27 protein-coding genes and 1 pseudogene are annotated in these 25,904 nt (G+C 47.6%); 12 read left to right on the forward strand and 16 right to left on the reverse strand.

What is annotated here, in order from left to right; all coding sequences use genetic code 11:
* Positions 1 to 221: 221 nt before the first annotated feature.
* A complete protein-coding gene (locus RIF25_RS12240; RefSeq protein WP_322878824.1) occupies positions 222 to 956 on the forward strand; it encodes a hypothetical protein in 735 nt (244 codons plus the stop codon).
* Here the strand turns inward: RIF25_RS12240 and sfsA are convergent.
* Entirely contained in the window at positions 907 to 1,641 is a 735-nt protein-coding gene (sfsA, locus tag RIF25_RS12245; protein ID WP_322878825.1) for a DNA/RNA nuclease SfsA, read from the reverse strand. The genes RIF25_RS12240 and sfsA overlap by 50 nt on opposite strands.
* A gap of 139 nt (positions 1,642 to 1,780) precedes the next feature.
* Here sfsA and RIF25_RS12250 point away from each other — a divergent pair, with 139 nt between their 5' ends.
* Positions 1,781 to 2,170, forward strand: a complete 390-nt coding sequence (locus tag RIF25_RS12250) for a hypothetical protein (protein WP_322878826.1) — start codon at positions 1,781 to 1,783, stop codon at positions 2,168 to 2,170.
* Here the strand turns inward: RIF25_RS12250 and RIF25_RS12255 are convergent.
* The gene (locus tag RIF25_RS12255; RefSeq protein WP_322878827.1) at positions 2,167 to 3,657 is read right to left on the reverse strand and encodes a site-2 protease family protein; all 1,491 of its coding nucleotides are present in this window, start codon (positions 3,655 to 3,657) and stop codon (positions 2,167 to 2,169) included. The genes RIF25_RS12250 and RIF25_RS12255 overlap by 4 nt on opposite strands.
* A 269-nt stretch (positions 3,658 to 3,926) precedes the next feature.
* Entirely contained in the window at positions 3,927 to 5,876 is a 1,950-nt protein-coding gene (gene htpG / locus RIF25_RS12260) for a molecular chaperone HtpG (RefSeq protein ID WP_322878828.1), read from the reverse strand.
* A gap of 269 nt (positions 5,877 to 6,145) precedes the next feature.
* Here htpG and RIF25_RS12265 point away from each other — a divergent pair, with 269 nt between their 5' ends.
* Positions 6,146 to 6,538, forward strand: a complete 393-nt coding sequence (locus RIF25_RS12265) for a hypothetical protein (RefSeq protein ID WP_322878829.1) — start codon at positions 6,146 to 6,148, stop codon at positions 6,536 to 6,538.
* A 14-nt stretch (positions 6,539 to 6,552) separates the two neighbouring features.
* Positions 6,553 to 6,792, forward strand: a complete 240-nt coding sequence (locus tag RIF25_RS12270; RefSeq protein WP_322878830.1) for a hypothetical protein — start codon at positions 6,553 to 6,555, stop codon at positions 6,790 to 6,792.
* A gap of 72 nt (positions 6,793 to 6,864) precedes the next feature.
* On the opposite strand, the pseudogene RIF25_RS12275 reads toward RIF25_RS12270, so the two are convergent.
* From RIF25_RS12275 to RIF25_RS12285, 3 genes and pseudogenes are all read right to left on the reverse strand, one after another.
* A pseudogene (locus tag RIF25_RS12275) lies at positions 6,865 to 7,926 on the reverse strand (HaeII family restriction endonuclease).
* A gap of 44 nt (positions 7,927 to 7,970) precedes the next feature.
* A complete protein-coding gene (locus RIF25_RS12280; RefSeq protein ID WP_322878831.1) occupies positions 7,971 to 8,942 on the reverse strand; it encodes a DNA cytosine methyltransferase in 972 nt (323 codons plus the stop codon).
* A gap of 125 nt (positions 8,943 to 9,067) precedes the next feature.
* Positions 9,068 to 9,328, reverse strand: a complete 261-nt coding sequence (locus tag RIF25_RS12285) for a hypothetical protein (protein WP_322878832.1) — start codon at positions 9,326 to 9,328, stop codon at positions 9,068 to 9,070.
* Between the two features lie 152 nt (positions 9,329 to 9,480).
* Between RIF25_RS12285 and ndk the strand changes: the two genes are divergently transcribed.
* The gene (gene ndk, locus RIF25_RS12290; protein ID WP_322878833.1) at positions 9,481 to 9,930 is read left to right on the forward strand and encodes a nucleoside-diphosphate kinase; all 450 of its coding nucleotides are present in this window, start codon (positions 9,481 to 9,483) and stop codon (positions 9,928 to 9,930) included.
* Here the strand turns inward: ndk and RIF25_RS12295 are convergent.
* Complete coding sequence (locus RIF25_RS12295; RefSeq protein ID WP_322878834.1) at positions 9,902 to 10,696, reverse strand: TerC family protein; 795 nt, start codon at positions 10,694 to 10,696, stop codon at positions 9,902 to 9,904. The two genes, ndk and RIF25_RS12295, sit on opposite strands and share 29 nt — an antisense overlap.
* A gap of 431 nt (positions 10,697 to 11,127) precedes the next feature.
* Between RIF25_RS12295 and psaM the strand changes: the two genes are divergently transcribed.
* The 4 genes from psaM to apcD all read left to right on the forward strand — a co-directional run bounded on the left by psaM (position 11,128) and on the right by apcD (position 12,817).
* On the forward strand, positions 11,128 to 11,223 hold the full coding sequence (gene psaM / locus RIF25_RS12300) for a photosystem I reaction center subunit XII (RefSeq protein ID WP_015125042.1): 96 nt from the start codon (positions 11,128 to 11,130) through the stop codon (positions 11,221 to 11,223).
* A gap of 8 nt (positions 11,224 to 11,231) precedes the next feature.
* A complete protein-coding gene (locus RIF25_RS12305; RefSeq protein WP_322878835.1) occupies positions 11,232 to 11,708 on the forward strand; it encodes a slr1601 family putative cell division protein in 477 nt (158 codons plus the stop codon).
* A 72-nt stretch (positions 11,709 to 11,780) separates the two neighbouring features.
* Positions 11,781 to 12,233 (forward strand): hypothetical protein, encoded by a 453-nt coding sequence (locus RIF25_RS12310; protein ID WP_322878836.1) that lies wholly within the window; start codon positions 11,781 to 11,783, stop codon positions 12,231 to 12,233.
* A 98-nt stretch (positions 12,234 to 12,331) separates the two neighbouring features.
* Positions 12,332 to 12,817, forward strand: coding sequence for an allophycocyanin subunit alpha-B (gene apcD / locus RIF25_RS12315; protein ID WP_322878837.1), 486 nt, complete (start codon positions 12,332 to 12,334; stop codon positions 12,815 to 12,817).
* A 142-nt stretch (positions 12,818 to 12,959) separates the two neighbouring features.
* On the opposite strand, the gene RIF25_RS12320 is transcribed toward apcD, so the two are convergent.
* Complete coding sequence (locus tag RIF25_RS12320) at positions 12,960 to 14,021, reverse strand: PstS family phosphate ABC transporter substrate-binding protein (protein WP_322878838.1); 1,062 nt, start codon at positions 14,019 to 14,021, stop codon at positions 12,960 to 12,962.
* 323 nt (positions 14,022 to 14,344) lie between these two features.
* Between RIF25_RS12320 and RIF25_RS12325 the strand changes: the two genes are divergently transcribed.
* Positions 14,345 to 15,781 (forward strand): MFS transporter, encoded by a 1,437-nt coding sequence (locus tag RIF25_RS12325; protein ID WP_322878839.1) that lies wholly within the window; start codon positions 14,345 to 14,347, stop codon positions 15,779 to 15,781.
* Positions 15,782 to 16,013: 232 nt separating this feature from the next.
* Here RIF25_RS12325 and RIF25_RS12330 read toward each other — a convergent pair whose 3' ends face one another.
* Both RIF25_RS12330 and RIF25_RS12335 read right to left on the reverse strand, forming a co-directional pair.
* Positions 16,014 to 16,709, reverse strand: coding sequence for an FHA domain-containing protein (locus RIF25_RS12330; RefSeq protein WP_322878840.1), 696 nt, complete (start codon positions 16,707 to 16,709; stop codon positions 16,014 to 16,016).
* Positions 16,710 to 16,725: 16 nt separating this feature from the next.
* A complete protein-coding gene (locus tag RIF25_RS12335) occupies positions 16,726 to 17,076 on the reverse strand; it encodes a hypothetical protein (protein WP_322878841.1) in 351 nt (116 codons plus the stop codon).
* A gap of 283 nt (positions 17,077 to 17,359) precedes the next feature.
* On the opposite strand from RIF25_RS12335, the gene tmk reads away from it, so the two are divergent.
* Together tmk and RIF25_RS12345 are read left to right on the forward strand one after the other, a co-directional pair.
* Entirely contained in the window at positions 17,360 to 18,046 is a 687-nt protein-coding gene (tmk, locus tag RIF25_RS12340; protein WP_322878886.1) for a dTMP kinase, read from the forward strand.
* The gene (locus RIF25_RS12345; protein ID WP_322878842.1) at positions 18,019 to 18,942 is read left to right on the forward strand and encodes a DNA polymerase III subunit delta'; all 924 of its coding nucleotides are present in this window, start codon (positions 18,019 to 18,021) and stop codon (positions 18,940 to 18,942) included. The genes tmk and RIF25_RS12345 overlap by 28 nt, the downstream gene beginning before the upstream one ends.
* A 394-nt stretch (positions 18,943 to 19,336) precedes the next feature.
* Here RIF25_RS12345 and RIF25_RS12350 read toward each other — a convergent pair whose 3' ends face one another.
* From RIF25_RS12350 to RIF25_RS12375, 6 genes are all read right to left on the reverse strand, one after another.
* Complete coding sequence (locus RIF25_RS12350) at positions 19,337 to 19,981, reverse strand: cupin domain-containing protein (RefSeq protein WP_322878843.1); 645 nt, start codon at positions 19,979 to 19,981, stop codon at positions 19,337 to 19,339.
* A 78-nt stretch (positions 19,982 to 20,059) separates the two neighbouring features.
* Positions 20,060 to 20,797 (reverse strand): cupin domain-containing protein, encoded by a 738-nt coding sequence (locus RIF25_RS12355; protein WP_322878844.1) that lies wholly within the window; start codon positions 20,795 to 20,797, stop codon positions 20,060 to 20,062.
* Positions 20,798 to 20,823: 26 nt separating this feature from the next.
* Positions 20,824 to 22,008 (reverse strand): glycosyltransferase family protein, encoded by a 1,185-nt coding sequence (locus RIF25_RS12360; protein ID WP_322878845.1) that lies wholly within the window; start codon positions 22,006 to 22,008, stop codon positions 20,824 to 20,826.
* Between the two features lie 217 nt (positions 22,009 to 22,225).
* A complete protein-coding gene (locus RIF25_RS12365; RefSeq protein WP_322878846.1) occupies positions 22,226 to 22,525 on the reverse strand; it encodes a PqqD family peptide modification chaperone in 300 nt (99 codons plus the stop codon).
* A 79-nt stretch (positions 22,526 to 22,604) separates the two neighbouring features.
* Positions 22,605 to 23,519, reverse strand: coding sequence for a hypothetical protein (locus tag RIF25_RS12370; protein ID WP_322878847.1), 915 nt, complete (start codon positions 23,517 to 23,519; stop codon positions 22,605 to 22,607).
* A gap of 19 nt (positions 23,520 to 23,538) precedes the next feature.
* Positions 23,539 to 25,449, reverse strand: a complete 1,911-nt coding sequence (locus RIF25_RS12375) for an asparagine synthetase B family protein (RefSeq protein ID WP_322878848.1) — start codon at positions 25,447 to 25,449, stop codon at positions 23,539 to 23,541.
* Positions 25,450 to 25,904: the final 455 nt, after the last annotated feature.

Consider the following 25,904-nt stretch of genomic DNA (forward strand, 5'->3'; position numbering starts at 1 on the left):
TACTTGTAGGCTTTGCTTGGCTGGGATCTGCCCCATTGACAGTTGATTTAGCCTAGGTTTAGCCTGTTTGAATTGGGAAATGCCCTCTCAATTTCAAACCATAATTTTGAATCATGATCGCCGCTTTTCAGTCGAGATACGAGATAGTTAAGATGCGGAAATCAGTGCCTCTCCCCCTTAATATTTTCAGGTTTAGGCCTTTACTGGGCAGGGTATTTTTATTGCAGCAAGTGAATCAGCGATTTTCATGGCGATGGCCATTAACGCAACGGGGCACATTGGTTCTGGGCACTGCTCTTTTGGGGCTGGGGCTATGGGAGACAGATCCAATTTTGTTGACGGCAACCCTAAGTGGAATTGGGACATTACTCCTGGTTCACCGCCGCCACCCGGCCATTCCCGCTGTCCTCAACCAGGCCTGGCAAGTCTCCCATTCCCTCTGGCGATTGAGTCAGCACCATCCCTTGTTTTTAGCTGGAGTCTTAGCTAGTGGCGCAACCTTAGGCACCTATACAGCCCTAAAACTATGGCAAGACAGTCCGAGTCCGTGGATCGGTTTAGGGTTGGGGGTGCAGGGCCTGGGCGTACTAGGAATTTTCTGGATATTGATCACCCTTAACCAACGTCAAACCGAGCAGAACAGCCAGACCCAGTGGCAAACTCTCTTGACCGATTTGGCTGATCCTCAAGCTCTCAAGCGTTATTTGGCCATTCGGCAACTCCCGTCTTTGGCAACAGATCCCCAAAGAATCAACATTTTCCAAGAGGCCTTGTTATTGCTGATCCCCCATGAACCAGAACCCAAGGTCAAAGAAGCAGCTTTGCAGGCCCTGATCCAATTCACAGACTATTCTGGACTCGCCCCTGAGTCCCATGTTTCCCCGGCCTTGCCCACTGCTGCCACGCCTAGAATTGACAAGCTGCCCGTCCGCAAAACTGAATCCCAGTGGGTGTAATTGCAAACCGATAGGGTAAAACTTCTAAGCCCTCCTCACGGGCCTGGCGCAAGAGTTTTCCATAGGTGGGGTCTGTTGTATCACCGGGGGCAAAGTTGGGACAGTCGCCACGGTTAATGAAGTAGAGCATACAAACTCGGGCCGTGGGAATTAATGCCATCAATTCTCGGAGGTGTTTCTGCCCACGGGTAGTAACGGTGTCGGGAAATAAGGCCAGTTCCCCAGTTGCCCAAGTTGTACTTTTGACTTCTACATAAGTCGGGCGTTGCTCGGGGTCAGTTAAGAGAAAGTCAATCCGGCTGCGTTCTTGTCCATAGGTGACTTCCCGCCTCATTTCGGCATAATGGGCTAATTCTGGCAAAATTCCCGCTTCCAGGGCCGCAGCAACAACCCGGTTGGGAAGACTGGTATTAACTCCAACCCAGGCCGGGCCATTGTCATTGACTTGAATCATCTCCCAGGTATAGGCCAACTTGCGCTTTGGATCTGGATGGTAGGACACTTGCACAGGACTGCCTAGGGTAGAAATTCCCGTCATTGGGCCAGTATTGGGGCAGTGGGCCGTAATTTCCTCTCCCGTATTTAATTGGATGTCCGCAAAAAAACGCTTATATCGCCGCAGTAAGATCCCCGCTTGGAGGGGTGGATAGGGATAAAGCCAAGGATTAGGGTTAGTTTGGGACATGGATCAAGTATAAATAGGGGCAGCCATCATAAGTTAGGGCTGGGGGCGTTGATTAACCTGAGGCAACTTTAATCCCTGCTTGAACGTCATATGAGGTTGATATTCTGAAAGTAGCTCCTCACGCGGCGGGAATAAGATCATGATTCAATCTTTAGGAAAGCTTGCCAATCCAGCCCCTTGGATTTGGGGTCTTAGCTTCTTGGGGGCGAGCACCGCAATCCTTGGCTTGGTTTCGCCGACTCTAGCCCAAACATCCGTTGTTTTTGGCCAAACGGGGCAAGTTGTCACCATTCCCAACACCTTTGTCCAACCCACCTTTGTTGTGCCGCCTATCTCCGCTTATCCGCCGCTGCTACCCTTTCCAGTGCAAAATAATCAGCCGATGATCTACCAGGCCAATCCGTACAATCAACCGGTCTTGATTTACCCCCGCTCCGGATCAACATTTTACGGTGGCCATAATCAACCAATCATCTACCAGGCCAGCCCCCACAATCAGCCAGTATTGATTTATCCGCCACGCAATTAGCCAATACCCAAGCGACCGGCCAGGCCTGGGGCAAGAGGAATTAAGGTGGCCGCCATTAACAACAGAGCCAATAATCCTAAGCCTGCCCGTGTGTCATCCGGTTCTGTCATTTCCTCCAAGCTGGGGCGTTCAATATCTCGTTGCAAGAATATAATTAATAGGGCCCAATAGAGTGCGAGAGGATTTCCCAAGGCCACCAAGCCAAGGACGATCAGCGTAATCCAAGTCGCTCGAGTTGCCACCTTTGTCCCATAGATGGCCTGGATAATCCGTCCCCCATCCAACTGGCCCGCAGGCATCAAATTCAAGGCCGTCACCACCAGGCCCAGCCAGCCAATAATTACTAAAGGACTCACATCCACTAACTCAGTTTGCAGGGCATCGCCCAAAATTGCCTTGGACAAAGTCCCAACTAGGATTGACCCTTGAAAAAATAGGCTCGGAATTTGAAAGACACTGCCCGGATGGGATAACAGCAACCCGATCACTAAAGCAAATAGGGATAAAATGCCCCCCACCGCCGGGCCGGCCATGGCGAGATCAAACAAGACGGTACGACTGGGGAGAAATGAATCAAAACGAAGAATCGCGCCAAAGGAACCCAACTGCCAGGCCGGGATGAAGAAGGGCCAACTCAAGCGAATTTGATCCCGCTGGGGGAGGGCTTGGTTGTATTGATTCGCCATCCAACGGTGTCCCAGTTCATGGGCAATCAAAATTAAAATGAGTCCCAAAGCCAAAGGCAAGGATTGGGCAACTCGGCCGGGTTCTTGATAGAAACTAAAGCCTTGAACCAGGGAACTAGCCTCTAAACTGGTGGCGACTGCGGCAATTCCTAAAACCGTAGCGAGGATTTTCTCTGAGAGGGCGGGTGGTTCCGGTTCTCGACGAGGCAAAATAATCACAACAGGTTTATTCTCTTGGTTTGGTACCATGAACAGGCGATATTTATCTGGCAACACCGTTTCCAAGCGAGTTGTTAAGGTTTGATGAACAGTCTTTGTCTCTCCCCGTAAGTTCCCCCGGCAAATCAGGCCTTCTTTGTAGGGTTTAAGTTCGGTGGCAAAAAAGGTGTCAATGCCAAAAATTCCCTGTACTGCTTTGAAATCTTCCCCTGGAATGGTGGCGATGGTTTCAGCTTCCAGGGAAACCTCCCCCTCCTTGGTTATCCCCCCAGAGTTTGGCTGATCTAAGGGCTGACCAGAGGCCGAGATGGAGGGACTTAGGGGACTGGCTGCTGCTAATGTGCGTAACCAACGACCCAGGCCGATATAAACCCCAACAGAAATGAAGAAGAAGCCCAGAATTGCCGCAAAGCTGATATTGATCCCAACGCTCATCAAGCCAAATAGGAGCAACCAGGGTAGCATCAGCACCACCGACTGCAACCAGGCCACGATGCCCAACTTCCCCATTGGTAACGCTCGGTAAAAGCCCCAACCCAATATCAGGAGTGCGCCAATAATTGTTAGTCCAGTAAAAACCATGCCATCTGCCCCTTCAAGTGTGCCTGAGTCCAATTCGGCGATCAAACTGCCCCTTCGACAACCTTAACCAAATGGGTGATGACAGATCAATTTATCAAGTGGCTAGCACCTTAGGATTAGGGCCTAGAGATTTGAGATGGGCCTGGCTCATTAGCGAGTAAGTCGGCTGAAAACGCAGGGTCTCCGATCATTCGCAGGCCTGTATCTGCAACAAGCTCGTAAATCTCCAGGATCTGCACCCAAAGTTACCTCAAAGAGTTGGGAATCTACTATTTACTGGCCATCGTGGTTAAGCGGGTTAAAACCGAACTGGCTCGCTGACTAAATTGTTTCATCCCCTCGGCATCCAGGCCCCGTTGACCAATTAACGCCAGATCGTAAATGTAGGCACAGAGTTGGTCGGCCAATTCCGCTGAAGGTGACTGCCCAGAGGTTTGGACAATGCTGCCTTGGCTGAGGGTGATCAGGTTTTGAACGAGGGGATGGGAGGTGTTGACTAAAAGCGTGTGTTCATTGGGCAGATCAATACTCAGTTTTTGCTGCATCATGGCCATCATTTCCTGCATCCGGCGGGTTGATTCGGGCAACAGGATCATGGCCGGCGGTGCACCTTCAGGATTGTCAGATTTGAGGGGTTCGGTGCGGATGGTGACATTGGGTTTATTCAGGGCTTTTTCAAACAAAGATTTAATCAGTTCACTGCGGGTTTTGTTGCTGCCCGGATCAACAATTTCGGCGGCCTTATCTTTATCAATCAGGGTTTCATCGAGTTCTGCATCGACCCGCGAGAATTTAAGGTCTTTATACTCTTGCTCCAACCAAGGGACAAAGTGGGTATCAAAGTAGTTATCCATGAACAGGACTTCAATGCCTTGGCTCTGGAGCAGATTGACATAGGTGGCCTGGTTGACTTCATCGGTGCAGTAATAAACCCGTTGCCCTTGTTTTTCGGAGGTGCGGCTGAGGTAATCCTTCAAAGTCGTGTAGGACTGGCCATCAACCACTAAGCTCTTCTCGTCGGCCCATTCATCCCCGGCATCCTCTGGTTTTGGCGCGGCTAAATTGGCGGAAGTCCGAAAGATGATAATGTCTTTGACTTGCTCTTTGAACTTGTCGTCATTAATCGAGCCAAATTTAACAAACGTGCCTAAATCATTCCAACTGCGGGCATAGGCCTGGGGATCATCCCGATAGAGTTCTTTGAGGCGATCACCCACTTTCTTGGCAATGTAATCAGCAATCCGGCGTACTGTCCGGTCATTTTGCAAGAAACTCCGAGACACATTTAGGGGAATATCACTGCTGTCAATAACGCCCCGCAACGGTAACAGAAACTTGGGAATCACCTCTTCACAGTTATCGCTGACAAAGACTTGATTACAGAAGAGTTTTATTTGCCCTTTGGTGACATCAATATCGGGGCGAAGTTTCGGGAAATAGAGAATGCCATTGACAACAAACGGGTAATCCGTATTCAGATGCACCCACAATAGCGGCTCTTCTTGGAACGGATACAAATAGCGATAAAACTCGAGGTAATCCTCTTTAGTCAATGCACTGGGGGATTCTTTCCAGGCCGCCTTTTGTTTATTGATTTGCTCGCCATCAAGTTTGATTGGGACGGGCAAAAAGTCACAATATTTTCGGACTAATTCTTTAATCCGGGCCGGTTCAAGGTAATCCAACTCCTCCTCTTGCATGGTCAGGGTAATGGTGGTTCCGACTACGGTGCGGTCTGACTCCGACAAGCTATATTCTGTTGAGCCATCACAATGCCACTTTACGCCCGTTGCCCCGGTCTGATAGGAGAGGGTATCAATTTCAACGGTTTTGGCCACCATAAACGAGGAATAGAAGCCCAGGCCAAAGTGACCAATAATGGCTTGATCTGCTTGGTTTTTATACTTCTCGACAAATTCTTCGGCACTGGAAAACGCCACCTGAGTGATGTATTTCTTAACTTCCTCAGCGGTCATCCCCAGGCCCGTGTCGGTGATTTTTAACTGTTTCGCCTCTTTATCAATGGCAATTGTAATTTCAGGATGGTCAATGTCGCCGCCGTAGTCCCCCGTTCGGGCAATCATCCGCAGTTTCTGGATCGCATCTACGCCGTTGGAGACTAATTCCCGCAGGAAAATTTCATGATCGGAGTAGAGCCACTTTTTGATGATCGGAAAAATATTCTCGGTGTGGATCGAAATGGTGCCCTGTTCCAGCATGATCGGTTCTTACTCGTTGTGGGTCTGAAAAAGATGGTCATGTTCTATTTTATGGGGCTTGGGGCCTGGGACAGAGAATTCCAGACTTCGCAATCTCCCTGCTTGTAGATACGGTTTTCCCTACCTGACTCGCCACCCACCAGCCTCAGAACCAGTCAGAACAAGGTCAAAAGTAAATTCAGCGTGTATAGTAGGGATTAAAATTTTCCGAAAAAGTCCAATAAAATCCCCAACCCATAGAAAAATTCATCGGTTCAGAGGAGAACGCCATGTCATGGGTAGATGAAATTAAGACTCTGGAATCAAAAATAACTTTGGTTTTAGATCATCCAGCCTCAGTAAAACAACAAGTCAAGGAAATAACCCTAGTCCAAAAACAACTCAGAGTGATTAAACGAGAGATTAATGCCCAGATTCAACTGATCAATCAAAATACGGCTCAATCGCGACCGGATAGCATTGTTTCCGTTGGCCTGGATTTATTTGGAAAACGCCGAATGGCCGGAACAGTTCGCTCAATCACACGCCAGGCCATGCAACGGGAAAAACAGGAAGCCCGTCAACCCTATCTTGATCTCAAAAACTATGTGGATCAGTTCATCTTGGAGGGAGATCGGTTGAAATTAGCCGCCCAAAATTACCTCAACAGCATTAATTCCTAACTCGGTAATTTCCCATGACGAGCGATCTGATCCGCCACGTTAGCCCAGAGGAAGAGGAATTAGCCCAAAAAGAGGCCGAGCTTGCTGCATTGGAATCGGAATTAGCAGAACGGGAACTGGGCCTGGCAACTTTACAAGCAGAACTTCATGCCTTTGAACGAGAATATTTACACCTGATTGGTAGCCGTTACGCCGAGTTAGATCGGATTGAAGCCCAAATTATTAAGTACATGGCTTATATGGAAAATAATTAGGCAAAAGCGACTAGAATTTAAGTAAAACCCATGTAGATATTGGCACAGGTTAATTAGTCTAATCCAAATAAATTAAATTTCCCAGAAAGGGGGTGGTTGCATTTCAGAATAACCCCGTTCCTTGCAAAAATTAAACGCTTCAACTACGTGTGGAAATTCATTAGCAAAATCACTTTTCATTTGGCTCAGCAAATTTTGACCCAGCAGCTTAGCAAACTTACCTCTTAAGCATTTTTCATACCAAGCAATCAGGTCAGACTCTTTGACAATGCCACGAACACGTTGCCCCCAGCTAATTTGCTGAATAACAGATTGAATCACACTAGCCTCAGCATCTTTACAGACTATAACTATATGATCGCTTTCAACTTGATCAATGATTTTCTCAGCCAATTTTGGTTTTAAAGTGAGGTGTTTAACCTGAATAGCAGGGCCAAAATTAGCCCATATATCAAGCCCTCTATCTGCTGCATTTGTAACGCCAACTCGATAAATATGAGCTTGAGTAATTGATGTAGTATTTACAGCACTTACACCTAACAAAACCTGAGCCAAGTCATTAAACTCTTCCAACAATTTAATATTTTTATCTGGTATTTTAACTGATACTTCAACTTCTAAGCTACATACAATTGTTTCAAACAAACTATAAGTAATAATCTCGTAAACTTTATCAATGCTTCTTCTTAATCCTGTACTATCAGTAATTAAAGCAAGTAAATTTTCTAACCTTAATAGTTCATAATTATCAATATCTAGTTTGCGTATGACAGATGCCACCAATTCTTGACGTTCTATAAACCGGTAGTAGATATAACGTTCAATAACTCCACCTAATCTTTTGTTTTCGGTATCTAAGACTTTAAGGTGACTTGCTGGCATTGCATTTTGATCCCAAAGATTATCTTAGAATTTGGCAGTCGAAGTACAAACTTTTCCTAATAATCGCCGAGTGACAATATCCCTCCATTGCTTTGATGTGTTTCGATATGTTTCAACTTGACTGACATCAATATCTTGATTGATCCGTGAATTGTATAAAACCTCTGCAACTTGAATAGGCTTATACAAATCAGTTCGAGCAATATTAATAATATTATCTAGCTTTCCTTTAGCTTCATCTATATTAATCATCTAAGTTATTCTCGAATTAATTTGTTCTATAAAATATTATAAATCTAGAGAAAGGCTAGTTGTTTGACATCATAGTTTAAAGATGAAGATATGTTTGGATTTCTCAGAGTAAGTAAGACTGCTTTGATTACGGAAAGAGCACATGGAACAACTATAGAATTGCCCGCCAGCTTACGCATAATACTATAACCATAAATAATCTTAAATGAATCAGGAAAACCCAACAGTCTCAACATTTCCCGCTCAGTAAGTCGGCGTTCACCATTGACAAGCAAGTAGTTGTAAGACGCTCCGGCTCTCATCGCACATGAGTAAGGGTATGCGCTAAGATGTCCAGACTTATTTTCATGCCAAATAGTTGGAGGTTCTGGAAGTTTACCTTCAAATCTCTCTAAGCGACTTTGACGAATTTTAGGAGAGGCATAATAGAAATCGGACACTTTTATTTCGAGTAAATCTGCCAAGGACTGCATTGGGATCTTTCCAGTCGGCCACTCAAAGTGATAAGGCTCTCTAAAACCAACTATGAAAATTCGCTCTCTTTTGTGTGGAATACCAAAATCTAATCCATTAAGAACTTTATAATCTACAAAATATCCAATTTCATTTAATATTTCTAAAATACGCTTAAATGTTTTTCCTTGATTATGACCAACTAATTGCTTAACATTTTCTAAAACAAAAGAAGCCGGACGCTTTTCTCTTAAAACTCTAACAATCTCAAAAAATAAGGTTCCACGAGAGTCCTCAAATCCCTTCAGGTCTCCACAAATAGAAAATGGCTGACATGGAAATCCTGCAAATAATAGATCATGATCAGGTATATCTTTTGATTCTATCTTCGTAATATCGCCGTGAGGATAGTCTTGAAAATTCTCAAAATATGCTTGTTGTGCATGACTATCTATATCGCATGAAAAAACCCATTTAAGATCAATACCTAAGTCTTTAGATGCTTGATTTGCTGCAATCCGAAAGCCGCCAATTCCACAAAATAAGTCAATACATTTAAACATTTGAGAATTATATGATGAACATTTGAGGATTGTACAAACCTTACTTTATCGAAAGTATAACATTGATAAGCTCAATTAGCCATAAGACTGGGACACAAGTTAAAACAGGCACAAATCGCCGGCCGTTAAGCATGATTCTCTCGTTTTGCCACTACTAATAGATCTGCAAGGGTTTGGGCTGCATCATAAGCTTCGTAGGGCGACCAGACAACCGCTTCAGTAGCTTCTAGTTGCTTGAGCATTTCGATTTCTGTTTTCCGAGTCTCAGAACTATGCAAGTCAAAGCCTTCATCTTTGGCCACTGCCATTAACAGGAAATGAATTAGGCGCAATTTATCTTGATGGGATAGTTGATTAACAACAGGGAATAATTCGGTGAGAGGCATAATTTTTATAGAAAAGATTGATTGACTAGGGTTGCAGCTATGCTAACTCAAAATGTCTGTTAATTCTTCAGTCACAACTCAGGTCGGCGGCCCCTCAACCAAACACAGGTAAAATGAGCTTGCACATCCATTCACATTGAGGAGACAGCAGCGTGGAACGGACATTCCTGGCCATTAAACCGGATGGGGTACAACGGGGCCTGGTGGGTGAAATTATTCAACGTTTAGAACAAAAAGGATTTACTCTCGTAGGTCTGAAACTACTCCAAGTGAGCAAAGAACTGGCCTCAACTCACTACGGCGAACATCAAGCCAAGCCCTTTTTTCCAGGCCTGGTAGAGTTTATTACCTCAGGGCCGGTAGTAGCGATGGTTTGGGAAGGTAAAGGGGTCATTGCCACAGCCCGGAAAATGATTGGGGCGACCAATCCCTTAAACTCTGAACCAGGCACAATTCGGGGTGACTTTGGGATTGATGTGGGTCGCAATGTCATCCATGGTTCCGATGCTCCCGAAACAGCCGTCAAGGAAATTAGCCTTTGGTTTGGGCCGGAAGAACTGGTGGCCTGGTCGTCTAGTTTAACTCCGTGGATTTATGAATAGTTCCAGCGGATACGGGTTCTTGGGAGTCCTCTGCCAGTGGCTCGACCGTTCCTAAATTCAAAGATAAATCCGGGCCTGGGGTGATTGTTTCTGGTGGATGCCGCTGAGAAAAGCCCCAGGCAAAACATAGCCCAATCATCGAAAGCATTAACCAGTCAGGTAAAACAAATTGGGAGTCAAAGACCCGCAGTAGCAGCCGCAACCCCACCAGCGTCACCGTCAAATAGCCTGCATCTTGGAGGTGGGTAAATTCCTTCAGTAGCCGGATAAATAACTCGGCCATAAACCGCAGGACAATAATGCCAATCACGCCCCCAGTTAAGACAATCCAGCGTTCTTCCGATAAAGCAATGGCTGTGGTGACACTATCTAGTGAAAAAGCTAAATCTGTAATTGCCAGAAGGGGAATCGCTTGCCAGATGGAGTTAATGTCCAGGCCATGGTGATGATGTTGCTCATCTTCCGGTGAGGAAAAGTACTTAAAGGATAACCACAGTAGATAGGCGGCCCCAGCCAGTTCAAATTGCCAGAATTTAATCACCCAAGTCGCAGTCAAAATCAAGGTAATCCGCAGGACAAAGGCGGCCACCAGGCCAAAATTCAAAGCCCGCTGTTGATACTTCAAATCTGGGATCCCTTGGACAAGGGCCGCCAGGGCAATGGCATTATCAGCAGACAGAACCGCCTCTAAGGCAACAAGGACTAACAGTAGAGAGACAGTTTCTAAGCCAAAGTTGGGGAAAGATTCCAGCAGTTGATCTAACATTGGGACTCGGTCGAGGTCTCCGTAAGAAATAATGTCATCGAAATAATGACTAGAGCTACTTCCACCATACAGTGAATTTCCGGGAAGAGATTTGTGCCGCTGAGTGAGCAATCGGGGCTGGGCTTAATTTTGGCAATCCAGATTCCTGAAAAAGCCCAAGAAATTTACACCAATATCGCCTTGCTAATTCAGGGTTAAAGAGGAGCTTGTTAAACAGCCCCTTACTGGTCGGATGTCCCAGATTGAGAACTCACAGAGGGGTTAAGTCGGGGAATATTAATGACCTGAGATGACAGTGTGTAACAATCTGTAACTGGAGTTGCCATCGGCCTGAGGATTATGAACTAATAGGAACAGCGGATTGGCCTGGCTTCTGGTCAATGGCGTTTTCATGATCTGACATTTTGGCTGTTTTAAGGAGAAATAAAATCATGACTCTCACCGATACTCAAGTTTATATAGCCCTAGCAATTGCCTTAATTCCCGCTGTCTTGGCTTTCCGTCTTTCGACTGAACTCTACAAATAGAGAGCTAGGTGAAATCGGCCAGGCCCCCCTTGTTTGGAGATATTCCCCCGATGACTGCCACCGCGCCTCAGCCCTCTCCCCCTGTTCGCCCCAAGCGTAATCTGTCCTTGGCGGCCAAACACAGACAAATTGGGCGGGAAATTATCGTCAAAGTTTTGATTAACTTGGGGATTGTGACCGCCGGCCTGGTCGCTCTCACACAACTTCTCCCTTACTACCTAGCTCAACGGGAAAAGCTCACGAACTTAGAAGCGGCCCAAAAAGAAGCCCAGGCCCGGGTCAATCAACTCAAAGTCCACTATCAGCAGGACAATCAACCTCAGGCCATAGAACGAATTGCCCAAGAAGACGCTAATCTCATTCGTCCCAATCAACGGCGCATTGTCTGGGTTAAACCTGGAGTCGCCGCCCACTCAGACCCAGCCCCACTCAACAGTCCCGTCCCCCAACCCAGTGATTCTCCCAGTCCCCCGGCAATTCCCTAATTCTGGAAGTGGGCAGGGTAGCTTTATTCATGCTTGGATCATGATCGTTTTTTATTTGATGATTACTAAACTGTGACTTCACCCCTCCTTGACACTGCCCTCAGTTCCGACAGCTACCTTGCCCTTGGCCTGGCGACTTGCTTCATTAAACGTGATGGGAAATTAACGCCTGTGCAAGTATTAGAGCCGATTCCCTCTGCGGCCCTTGAAGCCATCATCAAAGGCATCCCCACCTCCTACAGTAAAATTCTCGGGGTCAGCCTTGGCCAGATGACAACGGATCCCCTCCAAGTTCCGCCTGACTTTGCCCCGGAGGCTCAACTCTGTGATGAATTTTCGGATCGAGTGTTGGCGGCGGCCCGAACCTATGGGGCGAAACCTGTAGCAGCTAACCATGTTCCCCTCGGGACTATTTGTACCGACCTCAATTTTTCCGTAGAACGCAAGCGAGTCTTAAACTCCGAGCGATTGGTCACGGCTGAGGATAATGTCAAGCAGCACGCCTATACTCATCAAATTCTCTAAGGATGCGTGAGTCTGGCCCAGGCCGGGGATGTTAAGAACCATTAGAACCAGGCCCGCAGTTGGTTAAAATAAATAGCGTATCAAGCGGTGTAAATAATATGAGTGTGATTAGCCAAGTTGTTTTACAAGCAGACGATGAATTACGCTACCCGACCGCCGGGGAATTAAAAACCCTGAGTGAATTCTTTCAAACTGGAGAGCAGCGAGTCCGCATCGCCTCGACCTTATCTGAAAATGAAAAACGGATTGTCGAAAAAGCAAGTAAGCAACTCTGGCAAAAGCGGCCGGACTTTATCTCCCCGGGTGGTAATGCCTATGGCCAGAAACAACGGGGCCTATGCCTGCGGGACTACGGCTGGTATATGCGCTTGATTACCTATGGAGTCTTGTCTGGGGATAAGGATCCGATTGAGAAAATTGGCCTAATTGGAGTCCGGGAAATGTATAACTCCTTAGGTGTGCCAATGCCAGGCATGGTGGAAGCAATTCGCTGCTTAAAAGAAGCCTCCCTAGACCTCCTCAGTGAAGAGGATGCTGCGGCCACCGCTCCCTACTTTGATTTTCTGATTCAAGGGATGTCCTAAGCCCAAGGGGTTTGATTGCGCTGTGGCGGTTAATTGATCGCACCCCAAAGTCCTCAAAAATTAGGTTTGATTCGTTTAGGTAGGCTCTTGCGGGTTTACCTTATTTTTTTGAGCGAACACTAACCCCTAGGGACAGTTCCCATTAGCGCAATGGCACATACCCCGCCTTGGCAATGGCTGCTTGTCCCTGATCCGTCAGTAAAAGATTGGCATAGGCTTCCCCGGCCTGCTGATCGGTTTGACCATTTTGCTTGACGATGACAAACAATCGCCGGGTAATGGGGTATTCACCACTTTGAAATGCAGCCTGGTTGAGTTGGTTGCGCTGGCCTGGGCATTGATTAGCAGGCACGAAGGGGGGTTGATAGGGGGGAATCCAGGCCCCGGATTTACTTTTCAACGGCAAGTAATTGACGGTGCATTGCCCCACAATTTCTGGTGCCGAGGCGTAGTAAATGCCCCCTGGGTTACTGGCCACCTTGCGAATTCCATCGGTGGTATCCCGGGCCATTTGGACGTTAGCCCCGAGGTTCTGCTTGCCCAAGACCTCATCAATGAAGTATTCCACCGTTCCCCCATCTTCTCGGCGGCGCGAGTAGGGTGTAATGCCTAAGTTGGGGCCGCCCACTTGACTCCAGTTGGTAATTTTGCCCGTGTAAATATCCACCAGTTGCGATACGGCCAGGCCGGGGATTTGTAAACTTGGATGCACCGCAAAGGCAATTCCATCAATAGCGACCGGAATGGCGACCAACCGAAACCCGCGACTCTGGGCCTCTTGAAGTTCCTTGTCATTGAGGGGGCGTGAGGACTGGGCAAAGGCTAACTGACCACTTAATAACATCCGAATCCCACTCCCAGATCCTGGTGTCCCAGTGGTTGGATCCGTATAACGCAAGCGAAACTCCGGCCAGGCCCCGGCAATTAAAGACTCCGTTTCCAAGCGAATGGGGGCCCAGGTGGTACTGCCGCCGTAGTTGAATAATCCCGAGGGGACAGCTTTGACTTGGCTAAAGGTTGCCACCCTGGGAGTTGAAGAACCACTGCCACCCGTAAGACTTGTATCCCCTGGAACGGGTAAGGGAATCATCTGGTCAACATTCCCGCCTTGGGAGCGAAAGAACCACCAGGCCCCGCCCCCCAATAAGCCCACCGTCACCACCAAGGAAGCCAGTAAAGGGGCAATATTATTATTCTGAGACATGGTTTACCGTTTTTCTGCTAGGGCGAGTAACTGATTGGTTGGGGCGAGCATTCATTTCTCTAGGATTATAGGAGCTAATGTTCAGATATCCCTGCGAACAAAACACCCGGCCACCGCTGGAGCGAAAAGACTAAGATAGTCCTAAGTTGGGGCCCGTTGTATCAATTGAGTCACTGGTCATTTCCCTAACCAAAGCCTAGGGGATGCAGCACCAAAACCGATGGGCAATGTGATCAACCCCTCAGCATCCTACACCCCAGGCCTGGGCGATCTGAGGCAAGAGGGCAAAAGATTTAGCTTACAACTCAGCAATAGGGAAAAACATGGCCGGGGCAATCGGACAACAGCGGAAATGGCGGATTTTAACTGGGGTGAGTTTAGGCATTTTAATGTTCACCATTGACTTAAGCGTGGTCAATATTGCTTTACCGACTTTGATGCGCGAATTTCAAACCAGCTTTACCGCTGTCCAGTGGGTTGTCCTCAGTTATCTCCTTGTCATTACCAGTTTGCAGTTAGGGGCCTCGCGCCTTGGCGATCTTTGGGGTAAGAAATATCTCTTTATCGGTGGCCTGGCAATCTTTACAATCAGTTCGGCCCTCTGTGGCATTGCCGGAACGGTTTGGGAACTCGTGGGCTTTCGAGCTTTAGAAGGCTTAGGTGCGGTTTTCATTGCTGGGTTAGCGGCGGCCATTGTCACTGAATCCTTTACACCCCAGGAGCGGGGCAAAGCCCTCGGAATTGTTTCTGGGCTGATGTCTGTCGGGGTTGCCTTGGGCCCAACCTTAGGGGGAGTCCTGATTGCTTGGGGCAGTTGGCGGGCGATCTTCTGGATTAATATCCCCATTGGCTTAATTGCGATGGCCATTATTCTCAAGTACCTCCCCCTCCAGGCCCGGCCTCGTCAAGCTGAAACCTTTGATTACCTTGGTGCTGGAGTGATTGCCCTCAGTTTAGGGTGCTTTGCCTTGGGGATGACCACCGGCCAGGCCCGCGGGTTTACCAACATTCTTGCCCTGAGTTCCTTAACTCTAGCCGCCGCAGGGATCGGTCTCTTCCTATGGATTCAGACTCGGGTCAAATATCCCACCCTCAACCTCCAGCTATTTCGTAACTGGGAACTGAGCCGGAGTGTGCTTCTCAACTGCATTGTTAACCTGGTGATTGCCGGGGGAGTCTTTGTCCTGCCGTTTTTCTTTGAAATTGTTAAACAGTTTCCAACCCAACAGGTGGGGATGCTTCTAGCTGTATGTCCCATCAGTAACGCCATCATTTCCCCGATGGCCGGGCAACTGTCGGATCGCTGGGGAACCAAACGGATTCGGATCATTGGCCTGGGCCTGGTGATCGGGGTATGTTTTCTCATCAGTCAATTTAACAGCAACTCGCCGATTAGCCAGTTTATTTTGACCTTTATCCCCTATGGGATTGGTTTAGGGTTATTTCAAGCTGCCAGTGCCACGGCAATTATGAGTAGTGTTCCTCCAACTGCGACGGGAATTGGTTCTGGCTTGATTGCCTTAGTGGGAACTTTAGGACAACTGATCGGTGTGCCCCTGATGGGGAGTTTATTTATTCTTTGGGGCGGCTTACCCCCCGGTTCAGCCATTAAATCAGCCCCACCCTTAGCCCTTACCCATGGCCTGGCAGGTTGCTTTCTTGTGGCTGCGGGGCTAACTATCTTTGGCCTGGGCATCTTGTTAATCCAATCCCGACAACCCCCTAAGGTGGAAAAGCTGCAACAACCAAGCCCATTTTGACAACTCACCCTTGGGTTACCCAGACTACTCTATGGCACTACTCATTTAGGGCTCTTATTGGGACAAGTCAGAAAATGCTCTATGGGCAGTCCTGTTAAGATTTCTACGCTCTCAGAACAGTCTGCGTAACGCTATACCCCGGAATCGCCTGGCCAGTCAGACGCGTTTTCCCCTGCCCTTAGCTATCTCCAACCGATAAACCCAAGCGGTCAAAATCTTGGGACTAGCCCTTTTAGGTTGTGGCACTTTTGAAGAGATGAAAACTTGAGGGCGGTGGTGAGGGTTTAGGACTGGGCGGGGCTGATTGACTTAAAGCCCAAATTAACAAACTCCCCAAAGCAACTCCGGCTGCAATCCCTCCAACTCCCACTAGCCAGTATTTGGACAGCGATGGAGAACTCACATCTGGGCTAGGCTCTACTGGGATGGCTACTGGGGGCGGCGGTAGAGAGGTATCTTTACGGACAACCGTTGGATCAACTTCAAAGGGTTCACCGACTAAAGTTTCGGTTCCGGTCAGGGGAATAGACTTAATGCTTTGAAAGCGAATCTGCTCCAGATATCTAATAAACTCTGCCTTAGCCATGGTCAACACTTCATAGGCAATCCTGACATCACTGCCCAGGAGAATCTGATCCCCATGCAACAAATTGTGGGTCTTAGAGCGGGTTCCATTGACAAAGACACCATTGGCACTGAGGCGGCCACGGGCATTTCCATCCACCAGACGATAGTGATATCCCTCACCACCCTGTTTAGGCAGTCGTAAAAGGAGGGCGTGTTGTCGGGAGATATCGGGAGCCTCAACCACAATTGCATTGGATTTATCTCTACCAATAGAGTAGGTTGCGGCCTGGAGATGGATGGTGCGTTTCCCCTTTAAGTCTTGAATGATTAGTACATGATGTTCCGTTGCCGGCTGACTCATAATCTTCTCAATGGCCCTAGATGCCTGAAACGCTCCCAATTAGCTCCCAGTTTCGTTCTTCAGTAAGGGCTTGCCGGACTTGACGATAAATTTGGGAACAGTGATTATTACGGCTTAGGGGTAGCTCTTCATTCTTAAACACAACGTTGACACGGGTGATTTCTGGCTCAACCGGAACATCATTAATCAAGATTTCCACAGTCACCAATTGGGCAAGGGCCGAGCGGCCTGGAACTTCGCGAGCGACCAGATAATCCTTATCTTGATGCAATACTTCTAAATCACAGGCCCGTAAGGCATCGGCTAATTCGTCCTGAACCTGCTCTCTAGGAAGGGCGACTGTTAAGTTGTGGGTATAACGAGCCATAAAGTAAAGGAACTCAGAATAACAGCGACCGCATAATTGAGACCAGCTTGCAGCTAACTTAAATAATAACCAAGGTTCCCTGAATTGGGTACTGAATCCAATGTCTAATGGGTAAGTTGATCAAGTTACTATTCAACCTTTGCCCATTCTCTGGGGATTGTCTAGGGGGGATTGTGTCCTGGGTTACGAGTTTTGGAAAAATTTCGGATTTTCGGCAGCATCCAGGATAATTCAGTGAGTTGAACTGGTGTTTCAGGCAGGCAGGTTCACGATGGGTAAGCAAATTCCTGGTCGTTTTATTGTTTGGGAAGGGGGTGAAGGGGCGGGCAAAACGACTCAAATTGGCCTCACCCAGGCCTGGTTGCAGGAATCCGGCTGGTTAGAGGCCTTGCAAACCCTTGTCCCACAGTTAAAGCCAGTGATGCTGGTGACTCGCGAACCAGGGGGGACGGCCCTAGGTCAACACCTGCGCCAACTGTTGCTCCATAGTCCGACAGATATTGCCCCGGCCTGTGAACTGTTGCTCTATGCGGCGGATCGGGCCCAACATCTAGCTGAAAAAATCCTGCCCCACCTTGATGCCGGGGGATTAGTCCTCTGTGATCGCTTTACGGATTCGACTGTGGCTTACCAAGGCTATGGGCGGGGCCTGGATTTAGGGATCATTCACCAACTCAACCAAATCGCGACGGCCGGCCGGCAACCGGATTTAACCCTCTGGCTGGATGTGACTCCCATGCAGGGCCTGGGACGGGCAGAAAAACGCTCCGGCAGTCAAGATCGCATGGAACAGGCCACCTTAGCGTTTCATCAACGAGTCCAGCAGGGATTTGCACAACTGAGTGGCCAGGCCCCGGCACGGATCAAGCGGATTGATGCCAACTGCTCCCAGGCCGAGGTGACGATCCAAATTCAATCCTGCTTACGAGAGGTACTGCGCCAATGGTATCCCCAGATTTCAGCCCCATAATTGGTCAACTCCAAGCCCGAGAACTCTTAGAGCAGGCCTTGGTGCGTCAACGAATTGCCACCGCCTATTTATTCGCAGGGCCACCCGGAGTCGGACGGGCATTGATGGCGCGGCAACTGATCCGGTCTTTGTTGGGGGGAATCCATCAATCCTTAGCAAATCATCCCGATGTTCTTTGGCTCCAACCAACTTACTTACAAAACAATAAGCTTGTCACCGCTGCTGAACTCATCGCCCAAGGCCAGAGCCTACCGAAAACACGCCCCCAAATCCGTCTCGAGCAAATTCGACACCTGAGTCGGTTCTTGAGTCGTCCACCATTAGAAGCCCCCCGCTCTGTCGTGGTCATTGAGCAAGCAGAAACAATGGCCGAAGGGGCCGCCAACGGACTCTTAAAAACCTTAGAGGAACCTGGTCTGGCCACCTTAATTTTAATTGCCCCTAGTGAAACCGCCCTTCTCCCGACCTTAGTTTCCCGCTGCCAACGGATTCCCTTCTATCGCCTCACGGCCAGTCAAATGAGCCAAGTTCTCCACCAGGCCGGGGCCAGCGAAGTTTTAGGGTTTCCCCTCTTAATGGAATTAGCGGCTGGCAGTCCGGGAGCAGCGATTACCCATTGGCAACAGTGGCAAACTATTCCTAGGGAACTCCGCCAGGCCTGTTTAGGCTTAACACCCCCTATTTCTCTCCGGCAAGGATTAGAGTTAGCCCGTGAGATTAGCCAAGGCCTGGACGTGGAATCACAAATTTGGCTCTTGGATTTAATGCAACAAACTCTTTGGCAAAACCACCGAAATATCGCTGATGTGGAACGATTAGAAGCCGCCCGCCAACAACTAAAACAATATGTTCAACCCCGCTTAGTTTGGGAGGTAGCCATGATTGGATTTACCTAAACCCAACGTCATCCTGATTCCCTGAAACAGGTGTTATTTCCCGATACGGTTTAACGGTTTATTAGTGCAACCAATCAAGATGAAGAAAGCTCAGGAATTGATTGGTTCAAAACGGCTTTGGACAGTCGAGCAGTTTATTCTGGGAGACTTTACGCTATAGCGTTACGCAGGCTGTTCTGAGAGAGTAGAAATGTCAAAAAGACTGACCATCAAGCACTTTCTGACTGATCCCCGTCTCACCCTAAATGAGTAACGCTATAGTTGATTTGGATCAATTATATTTATTAACTGGATTGAGATTTAATGATTTAATCAAGTCCAGGGAAAAATTTTAAAAAAATCGTTCAATCTGCCTACATCTCAAAATGGATAATGCTATAGTCAACAGCGAAAATTAGCGGGCGATTGGAGGCTGGTGAAACTGGAATTCCAGATAGTTAATCGCTTCAGAACTGGTGGGGGCTAAACCATGTAAAATACCAGCAGAGTAATAAATAATGCTCGGTGCAGTTGCCACAAAGCCCAAAATATCCATCTGTCCAGTTAGGAGAATAGCCATAACATCATAGTCATGGAAATGGATTGGAAAGCCAGTATAGGGATGATGATAAGCTTGATAGAGAGTCAGGCTCCCACCATTGGCCAGGGGTTGATTTTTCCAAATTTGCTTTTGTTGATGAGGTTTTTGACTATCCCAAGCCGGTAACTCGATTGGATCAAACAAGCGAAACTGGGCAGTAAAATCTTTTTGGAGTCTTGATTTTAATTCTTTAGTCCACTTAAAAATCAAAAAACTAGCTGGCTCATTGCCGACAGACTCAATGGTATGTAAGTCCCCCGGTGGATGAAAGAAGCAACTACCCGGCCCAATCCGAATCCGATGATCAGGCGAAATAATCTCTAACTCACCCTTGAGGAGAACAATCATTTCTTCTTCAGGATGTTGATGAATCCCATGGGGGCGATGCCCAGGCCACAAAGCTGAATAATATGCAGAAATTTTGCCCATCGGCCCTTTGTAGTCTTTGATTAAAGACATGACTACCCAATTTGCCAGTGGATGAATGGGAGGATTTTGGGGTAGAGACCGAATCCAGAATGTTGATTTCATCGAGATCTAGAAGCCCCCAGTTGTTTGTGAGTTTTCACGCCCCCGATGAAATTCAAATTCAATAATGGTGATTGGAGCTGGGCTGACAGGTGCAAGAGCATGTAGGGTACGAGCAGGGTAATAAATGACAGCAGGTGCATTAGTGTTATGTCCGAGGGCTTTCATTTCACCATGGAGTAGAACTAGCATCAAGTCATGATCATGGCTGTGGGGGGGATACCCTTGATTGGGTGCTAGATGAATTAAACCAACTTTGAGCGTCCCACCATTAGTCAGGGGTTGGTTTTCACAAAGCACCTGGAGTTGAAACCCTTTCTGCTGATCCCAAGGGGGTAAATCCTGGGCATTAAACAGGAAAAATTCAGCAGTTTCAGATGTTTGCGGTTTAAGTTCGGACTTCCACTTGAATACCAGAAAGCAGGCCACTTCTGACCCAACCGCCTCAATTGTGTGGGGATCATGGGGTGGATGATGAAAAAAACTCCCCGGCCCAATCGGAACTCGATGATCAGGAGCAAGAATATCTAATTCCCCAGCCAGCAAGACAATAATTTCTTCATCATCATGGGTATGAATCTCATGGGGAATATGCCCAGGAGCTAGAACAGAGTAGTAAGTTGATAGTGTCCCCATCAGGCCTGGGTAGTCTTGATATAAAGGCTTAATGCCCCAACTCGACTCTAGATGGCTGAGGGGAACTGGCGGAACAGACCTGACCCAATAGCTTAATTTATTGCTGTTCATTTACATTCCAAATGGCTAAGGGAATTTTATGAGATGAGGCGTTGACATTGATTAATTGTTGCTTCAACCGGATTCGGGCGGGTAGCCTGGGTTTTAGCAAATTTAGTGAGGTTTTTCGGTAAATTTGACCCTAACCATTGCTCAAGCTGCCCATCTGATAGACCTTGGGTGCTAAACCAGTTGGCAGTTTGGGCCAATTGACGTTTTTGCAGACGAGTCCCTAAAATCGCTTTTTCTAGATCCGATGGGCAAATCAAGAGTTTCATGCCATGCCGGAGAAAAAAGGAAACTGATAAAGTACCACCGTGAGTAACCACAGCCCAGAAATTTTCTGTAATGCTTTTCAAGTTTATCAGTGATGGTAAATATTGAATGTATGGCGACGAGAAAGAGGTTTGTAGGCTTTCAGGAACATGTCCAGAAATATAAGCTAAAGTCGGAATTGCCTGAGTCCTCAGAAATTGCAGTAATGGCCCGAGGAAACGATTAGTTGCTGACATATAAATAAAAATTTTAGACTCCATCGCTGCCAAGCTTGGCTCAGACATGACCGGAAATACAGCGTCAATACTCCCCCAGTAGGTTTCTCCCGGACGAATTGGATAGTGATCTAATTCCGGTTCGATGCACAAAAAACGCTCTACCCCGTCAAACAATGCCGCAACTCTGGCTAAGGGAGGGATCCCCATTTCCATCAAAACAGGGTTAACAGTCCCTAAGAACATCTGGTCGGCCTGTTGTAGCTGTTCAATGGGCAACGAAAACCAGGGATAGAGGCTTGGCATTGGCTCCGAGAGGGGGGGGAGCGTAAACCCATGTCCAATAGCCACGCGGGGATAATCGGCATCACGACTGGCAAGTAGCGCAGATGGGGCATGATCGCAAATCAAAAGATCAGGATCTAGTTCGTTCAGAATGTCCTGCCAGGCCCTAAGTCTTGCGCTGACTGTTTCCCCATGCCAAAAACCATTCCGTAGCAGGTTGGCCGTGTAGTTGAGGGAAATGGGAAAGGATTGGGCTGGGGCCGGGCAGAGAGGGCCTGGGATGACCTCAATACCCAAAGGAATTAACAAAGGCTTGGCCTGGTCAGGATTGGGAACAATGGCTTTAACCTGATACCCCCGCCGACGTAACTCAGTTCCCAGAGCAGAGATAGGTGCAAGATGGCCAAAGCCAGCCCCTAATTCCCAGGCAAAAACAACAGAAGTCAAGGGTTGGAAGACTTTTCAGAGTTTTTCAAGAGTAGCCTGTACCATCGAATGTTCCTGGAAACGGGCCACTCTGCGTAAATTGATTAACAGGAGATTCCGATACTTCTGGAGTAACCCAGGCTTTTTTGATGGACTTGGTACTCTCTGATTGGCTCTTGATTGCATTGTCTGGATGTATACCCATTGGTCTAACCTCCTCGGTTATGTTGGAAAAATTTTAGCAAATTTGTGGTTGGATTAAGCCCAATTCGAGGCAACGTTCCAAAAAAGTCTTGACTTCTTGTTGACATACCTCTGGCTCGACCTCGTAAGCATCTTGTACCTGTTGATAAATCTCGGCGAGGGTTAAGGGTTTAGTCTCCTCAAACAGGCCAAAAATGTAACTGCCACTACTGTTTAGATTGAGAAAAAACCCCGTTTGAATATTTAGGGCAATAATTTCACCGTCAACATCGCCAAAGGTAATATCTGGGTTGAGCTGAAGCTGGGTATCAGGATTGAGGGTAACAGCGGTCATAACGATTGTGGAATTTGTCCATGGCCCACAGCATAGCCGATTTTTCAGATATTTTTGAGATAAAAATCTGTTTTTAGGCTTAGGCTTTGTGGAGAAGGTTAGCAAGATGATCCACCCAGGCCGGGAGTGTTAGGGTTTTGGGATAGCCAATAATTGAGATGGGAATTGAGTTCGCAATATTAATCCATTGAGGAAAGAAATGTTCAATCTGCCCCAGGCCCCGCACTAGTTCTGTCATATAAGTAAATTGGCGCAGGGTTTCTAGTTTTGCCTTGCCCAGAATTGGCGTAGTCAATTGCTCACAAGCCCGATCTAACAGCCAAATTTGCCGGAGCGGTCGCAGTTGATCACAAAAACCTGTTGGGGGCAACTGATAGATGTATTTCAGTTGGTTTGGGACAGGATAACTTAGATCCGGGGGAGACCAATGCAACAGCTTGAGGGTTGGTTCAGTCAGGCGTAAAAATCCCAGGCCAGGTGCGACTAAAAACTGATTTGATTTTGGCGTAAGAGCGGCAATATTGTCATCCAAAATTCGGAATCCCTGGGCCAACATCAAGGCCGTCAGAGTTGATTTACCCGCCCCAGAATGACCACAAACCACCACTACCCCCGTAGGCGTTTCAATGCTACAACCATGCAGGGCTAATATTCCACGTTGGATTAATACTCCCCCGGTCACGCCTCCAAACAACAAATTACAGAGCTTGAGGGGGTCTATAGTCGGCTTAGGAGCAATCGAAACCCGTGACCCATTCGCAACGAAAAAATCGGCAATAGTTCTGGTTTGACAGAGTAACTGGCCTGGTGCAGCCGTATAGATCTGTGACTGGTAAACCGGATGCGGCAAAGCAGGGGGGACAGGCTCCACAACCACTTCCACATCATAGGCTTGGCCGTTCTCTCGAATTGCGCGCATTGGAAAACCAGCCATTTGAGACCGAAACCTTAAGCCAAAGGCCGGGTGGACGATATACTTTTCTGCTTCTAGCATTGGTCATCAAATATCCCGGTTAGAACCGCATTAAAAATAAGCCAACTCCAATCCCCCGTAAGAGGGAACTCACTCGAACTGTTTTGGCCGGGGTGATTCCTGTGGCTAATTCTGCTAGGGTCAAGCGCATTTTAGGAATATCTAACCAGGCCTGGGCCAGTGAATGTGCTTCTAGTTTGTCGAGAGTAGTCGAGATGGCATCCCGCTGGGCCCAAACTCGATAACCAATATCGGCCGCTTGCAGTCCTTTCCGTTTGCTATGGAGAACCATTTTTGGTAAAGACCCGGCCATCCCCTGGCGAATTAACCCTCGTTGTAATCCCTTAGCCCAAAAGATGCGATCTGGAACTCGCCAACAAAATTCAATGATGCGCCGATCACGGGTCGGATCTCGGACATCCATGTGATGGGCTGCCCCCAATTCCATCCAGATTTCCCCAATCCCCCCCAGGCCCCCGAGCCGAAATTGTTTAATCCGTTCTCTTGAAATTGCCTGAGATGCCCCCAATATCCGGTGATACCCCATGGCCTCCATCCGTGCCCAAAGATTAACCTCAGCCACTAATTCTGGACCGATGAGGGCATCATTTCCCCAGGGAGCTTGATTAAGGGTTTTCAAATGAGCCAGGATCTCTAGAAAAGGTTGGACGAGCGGGCGGAGAATTTGTCCCTTCAGGGTTTGCCAAGTGCCAACACGGCTCTGACAAAATTCAGTTAAAAACCGCTGCCATTCCCGGTGAAGGAGATAGGGCCAGAGAGTCCCAGACCCATTAAAGGAAACCGTGGCATTCCCACCTTGCCCAGTCAGCATCACTTTTATTCCTTGGGCCTGAGCTATTGTTAAGATGTCGAGGATCCAGTAGTAATTCACCGCCGCATGGCCCGGCCGATCATGAATTTCCAACAGCTTCTCAAGGGAATAGATAATGCTACTCTCGGTTGAAAATACAGGAATAAAATTAATATCACCAATATATGCCGCACAGGCCTGGGCCAACCCTGTTTCATCTCCCAATCGCCGTCTCGAGGCTCCATCCGGTTGAAACTGTGGTACAGAAGTATAGGCCTGCAGGGTTTCATTTTGTTTTTTCAAGATCGGCGCCGCCAGCGAGGCAATGGAACCAGAATCTAAGCCAGAACTGAACATCAGTCCCACAGGCCCATGACTGCTGGAAAGCCGGTCAGATACAGCCGTACGATAAAGTTCCCGAAAGGCCTGGTAATAATCCTCATCATCGGCCCAGTCCAACTCTGATAAATTCTCAGGCCGCCACCAAGTGTAGAGTTCTACTTTTGCGTCATGGCAACGAATCGCATTTCCCACCGGCAGTCGCCTAATTTCCGCATAGGCCGTTGCCCCCTCTTGGCTCGGATCCATAACTAATGCTAGTTGGCGGGCAATCTGATAGGCATTTGGTTGTTTTGGGACAAAGGGGTGAGCTAATAATGTCTTCAAACTATTGGAAAAAATTAGCCACTGAGAATTATGCCAATAGTAAAGGCCCCGATTTCCGCCTGCATCCCGCCCTAACCAAAGAGATTGTCGGTGTCGATCCCAAATTCCGCAAGCCCAGTCTCCATAAAGATAATCCACACAGTTTTGACCCCAATTCTGCCAGGCCTGGAGAAAAAGCTGACTATCTGATAGTTGTGAAAGCTGATCATAATTAACACCCAAGTCCTGCCCCAGCCGATAGCGATCATCCAGCCGTATTTGACCAACCAAGACAAAATCTTCCGTCACGAGAGGCTGTAACTCAAAGGCATCATGGGGATTAATTCTTAGTAATCGGCTGTAGAACAAAATTGGCCCTTCTTGCCAAATTTCATGGCCAGTTCGGCTCCAATCTGAGGTCGCCCCTACCCTACTCAAATGATGATCTGGGTTTAGCTCATGCCTAAGAGAATATAGTCCATAAAATTTAGTCATCCTTCACTCCAGTTCATCCCCCCAGTCAAGTGCCACTATAGCGTTACTCATTTAGAGTGAGACGGGGATCAGTCAGAAAGTGCTTGATGGTCAGTCTTTTTGACATTTCTACTCTCTCAGAACAGCCTGCGTAACCCTATACTAGGGGATTTATTACGATCTCAGTCTGAATCATAGACTCAATAAACATACCCTTGCACAGAGCACCTATTCATCTCTATGTAAGTCATGCCGTTTATTAAATCAATAGACTGTTGTAGAGGATTGAATGTTGTTTAGATAGAAGCTATCAGTGTTCAGGTGTCCTTAGGCTCTATTACAGCTTAGAAAACGTTCCCTAATCAGCATCAGTAACCAGTAATTTCGTCACATAACTCTCCAGACCAAATTAAAAATCTCTAGAAGAGTGCAAAATATCCTAACAGGCCTGAATTGCTCTACTTAACTAGGTTCTG

This window comes from Pseudocalidococcus azoricus BACA0444 (genome assembly GCF_031729055.1).
Lineage (GTDB): Bacteria > Cyanobacteriota > Cyanobacteriia > Thermosynechococcales > Thermosynechococcaceae > Pseudocalidococcus > Pseudocalidococcus azoricus.

Excerpts from the sequence above, each read along its gene's own strand:
- RIF25_RS12265 (WP_322878829.1), top strand. The coding sequence starts at position 6,146 with ATGTCATGGGTAGATGAAATTAAGACTCTGGAATCAAAAATAACTTTG.
- RIF25_RS12280 (WP_322878831.1), bottom strand. The coding sequence starts at position 8,942 with ATGTTTAAATGTATTGACTTATTTTGTGGAATTGGCGGCTTTCGGATT.
- RIF25_RS12295 (WP_322878834.1), bottom strand. The coding sequence starts at position 10,696 with ATGTTAGATCAACTGCTGGAATCTTTCCCCAACTTTGGCTTAGAAACT.
- RIF25_RS12345 (WP_322878842.1), top strand. The coding sequence starts at position 18,019 with ATGGTATCCCCAGATTTCAGCCCCATAATTGGTCAACTCCAAGCCCGA.
- RIF25_RS12355 (WP_322878844.1), bottom strand. The coding sequence starts at position 20,797 with ATGAACAGCAATAAATTAAGCTATTGGGTCAGGTCTGTTCCGCCAGTT.
- RIF25_RS12330 (WP_322878840.1), bottom strand. The coding sequence starts at position 16,709 with ATGAGTCAGCCGGCAACGGAACATCATGTACTAATCATTCAAGACTTA.
- RIF25_RS12285 (WP_322878832.1), bottom strand. The coding sequence starts at position 9,328 with ATGCCTCTCACCGAATTATTCCCTGTTGTTAATCAACTATCCCATCAA.
- RIF25_RS12335 (WP_322878841.1), bottom strand. The coding sequence starts at position 17,076 with ATGGCTCGTTATACCCACAACTTAACAGTCGCCCTTCCTAGAGAGCAG.
- htpG (WP_322878828.1), bottom strand. The coding sequence starts at position 5,876 with ATGCTGGAACAGGGCACCATTTCGATCCACACCGAGAATATTTTTCCG.
- RIF25_RS12270 (WP_322878830.1), top strand. The coding sequence starts at position 6,553 with ATGACGAGCGATCTGATCCGCCACGTTAGCCCAGAGGAAGAGGAATTA.
- RIF25_RS12370 (WP_322878847.1), bottom strand. The coding sequence starts at position 23,519 with ATGCTAGAAGCAGAAAAGTATATCGTCCACCCGGCCTTTGGCTTAAGG.
- psaM (WP_015125042.1), top strand. The coding sequence starts at position 11,128 with ATGACTCTCACCGATACTCAAGTTTATATAGCCCTAGCAATTGCCTTA.
- RIF25_RS12250 (WP_322878826.1), top strand. The coding sequence starts at position 1,781 with ATGATTCAATCTTTAGGAAAGCTTGCCAATCCAGCCCCTTGGATTTGG.
- RIF25_RS12325 (WP_322878839.1), top strand. The coding sequence starts at position 14,345 with ATGGCCGGGGCAATCGGACAACAGCGGAAATGGCGGATTTTAACTGGG.
- RIF25_RS12350 (WP_322878843.1), bottom strand. The coding sequence starts at position 19,981 with ATGTCTTTAATCAAAGACTACAAAGGGCCGATGGGCAAAATTTCTGCA.
- sfsA (WP_322878825.1), bottom strand. The coding sequence starts at position 1,641 with ATGTCCCAAACTAACCCTAATCCTTGGCTTTATCCCTATCCACCCCTC.
- RIF25_RS12255 (WP_322878827.1), bottom strand. The coding sequence starts at position 3,657 with ATGGTTTTTACTGGACTAACAATTATTGGCGCACTCCTGATATTGGGT.
- RIF25_RS12320 (WP_322878838.1), bottom strand. The coding sequence starts at position 14,021 with ATGTCTCAGAATAATAATATTGCCCCTTTACTGGCTTCCTTGGTGGTG.
- RIF25_RS12365 (WP_322878846.1), bottom strand. The coding sequence starts at position 22,525 with ATGACCGCTGTTACCCTCAATCCTGATACCCAGCTTCAGCTCAACCCA.
- apcD (WP_322878837.1), top strand. The coding sequence starts at position 12,332 with ATGAGTGTGATTAGCCAAGTTGTTTTACAAGCAGACGATGAATTACGC.
- RIF25_RS12375 (WP_322878848.1), bottom strand. The coding sequence starts at position 25,449 with ATGACTAAATTTTATGGACTATATTCTCTTAGGCATGAGCTAAACCCA.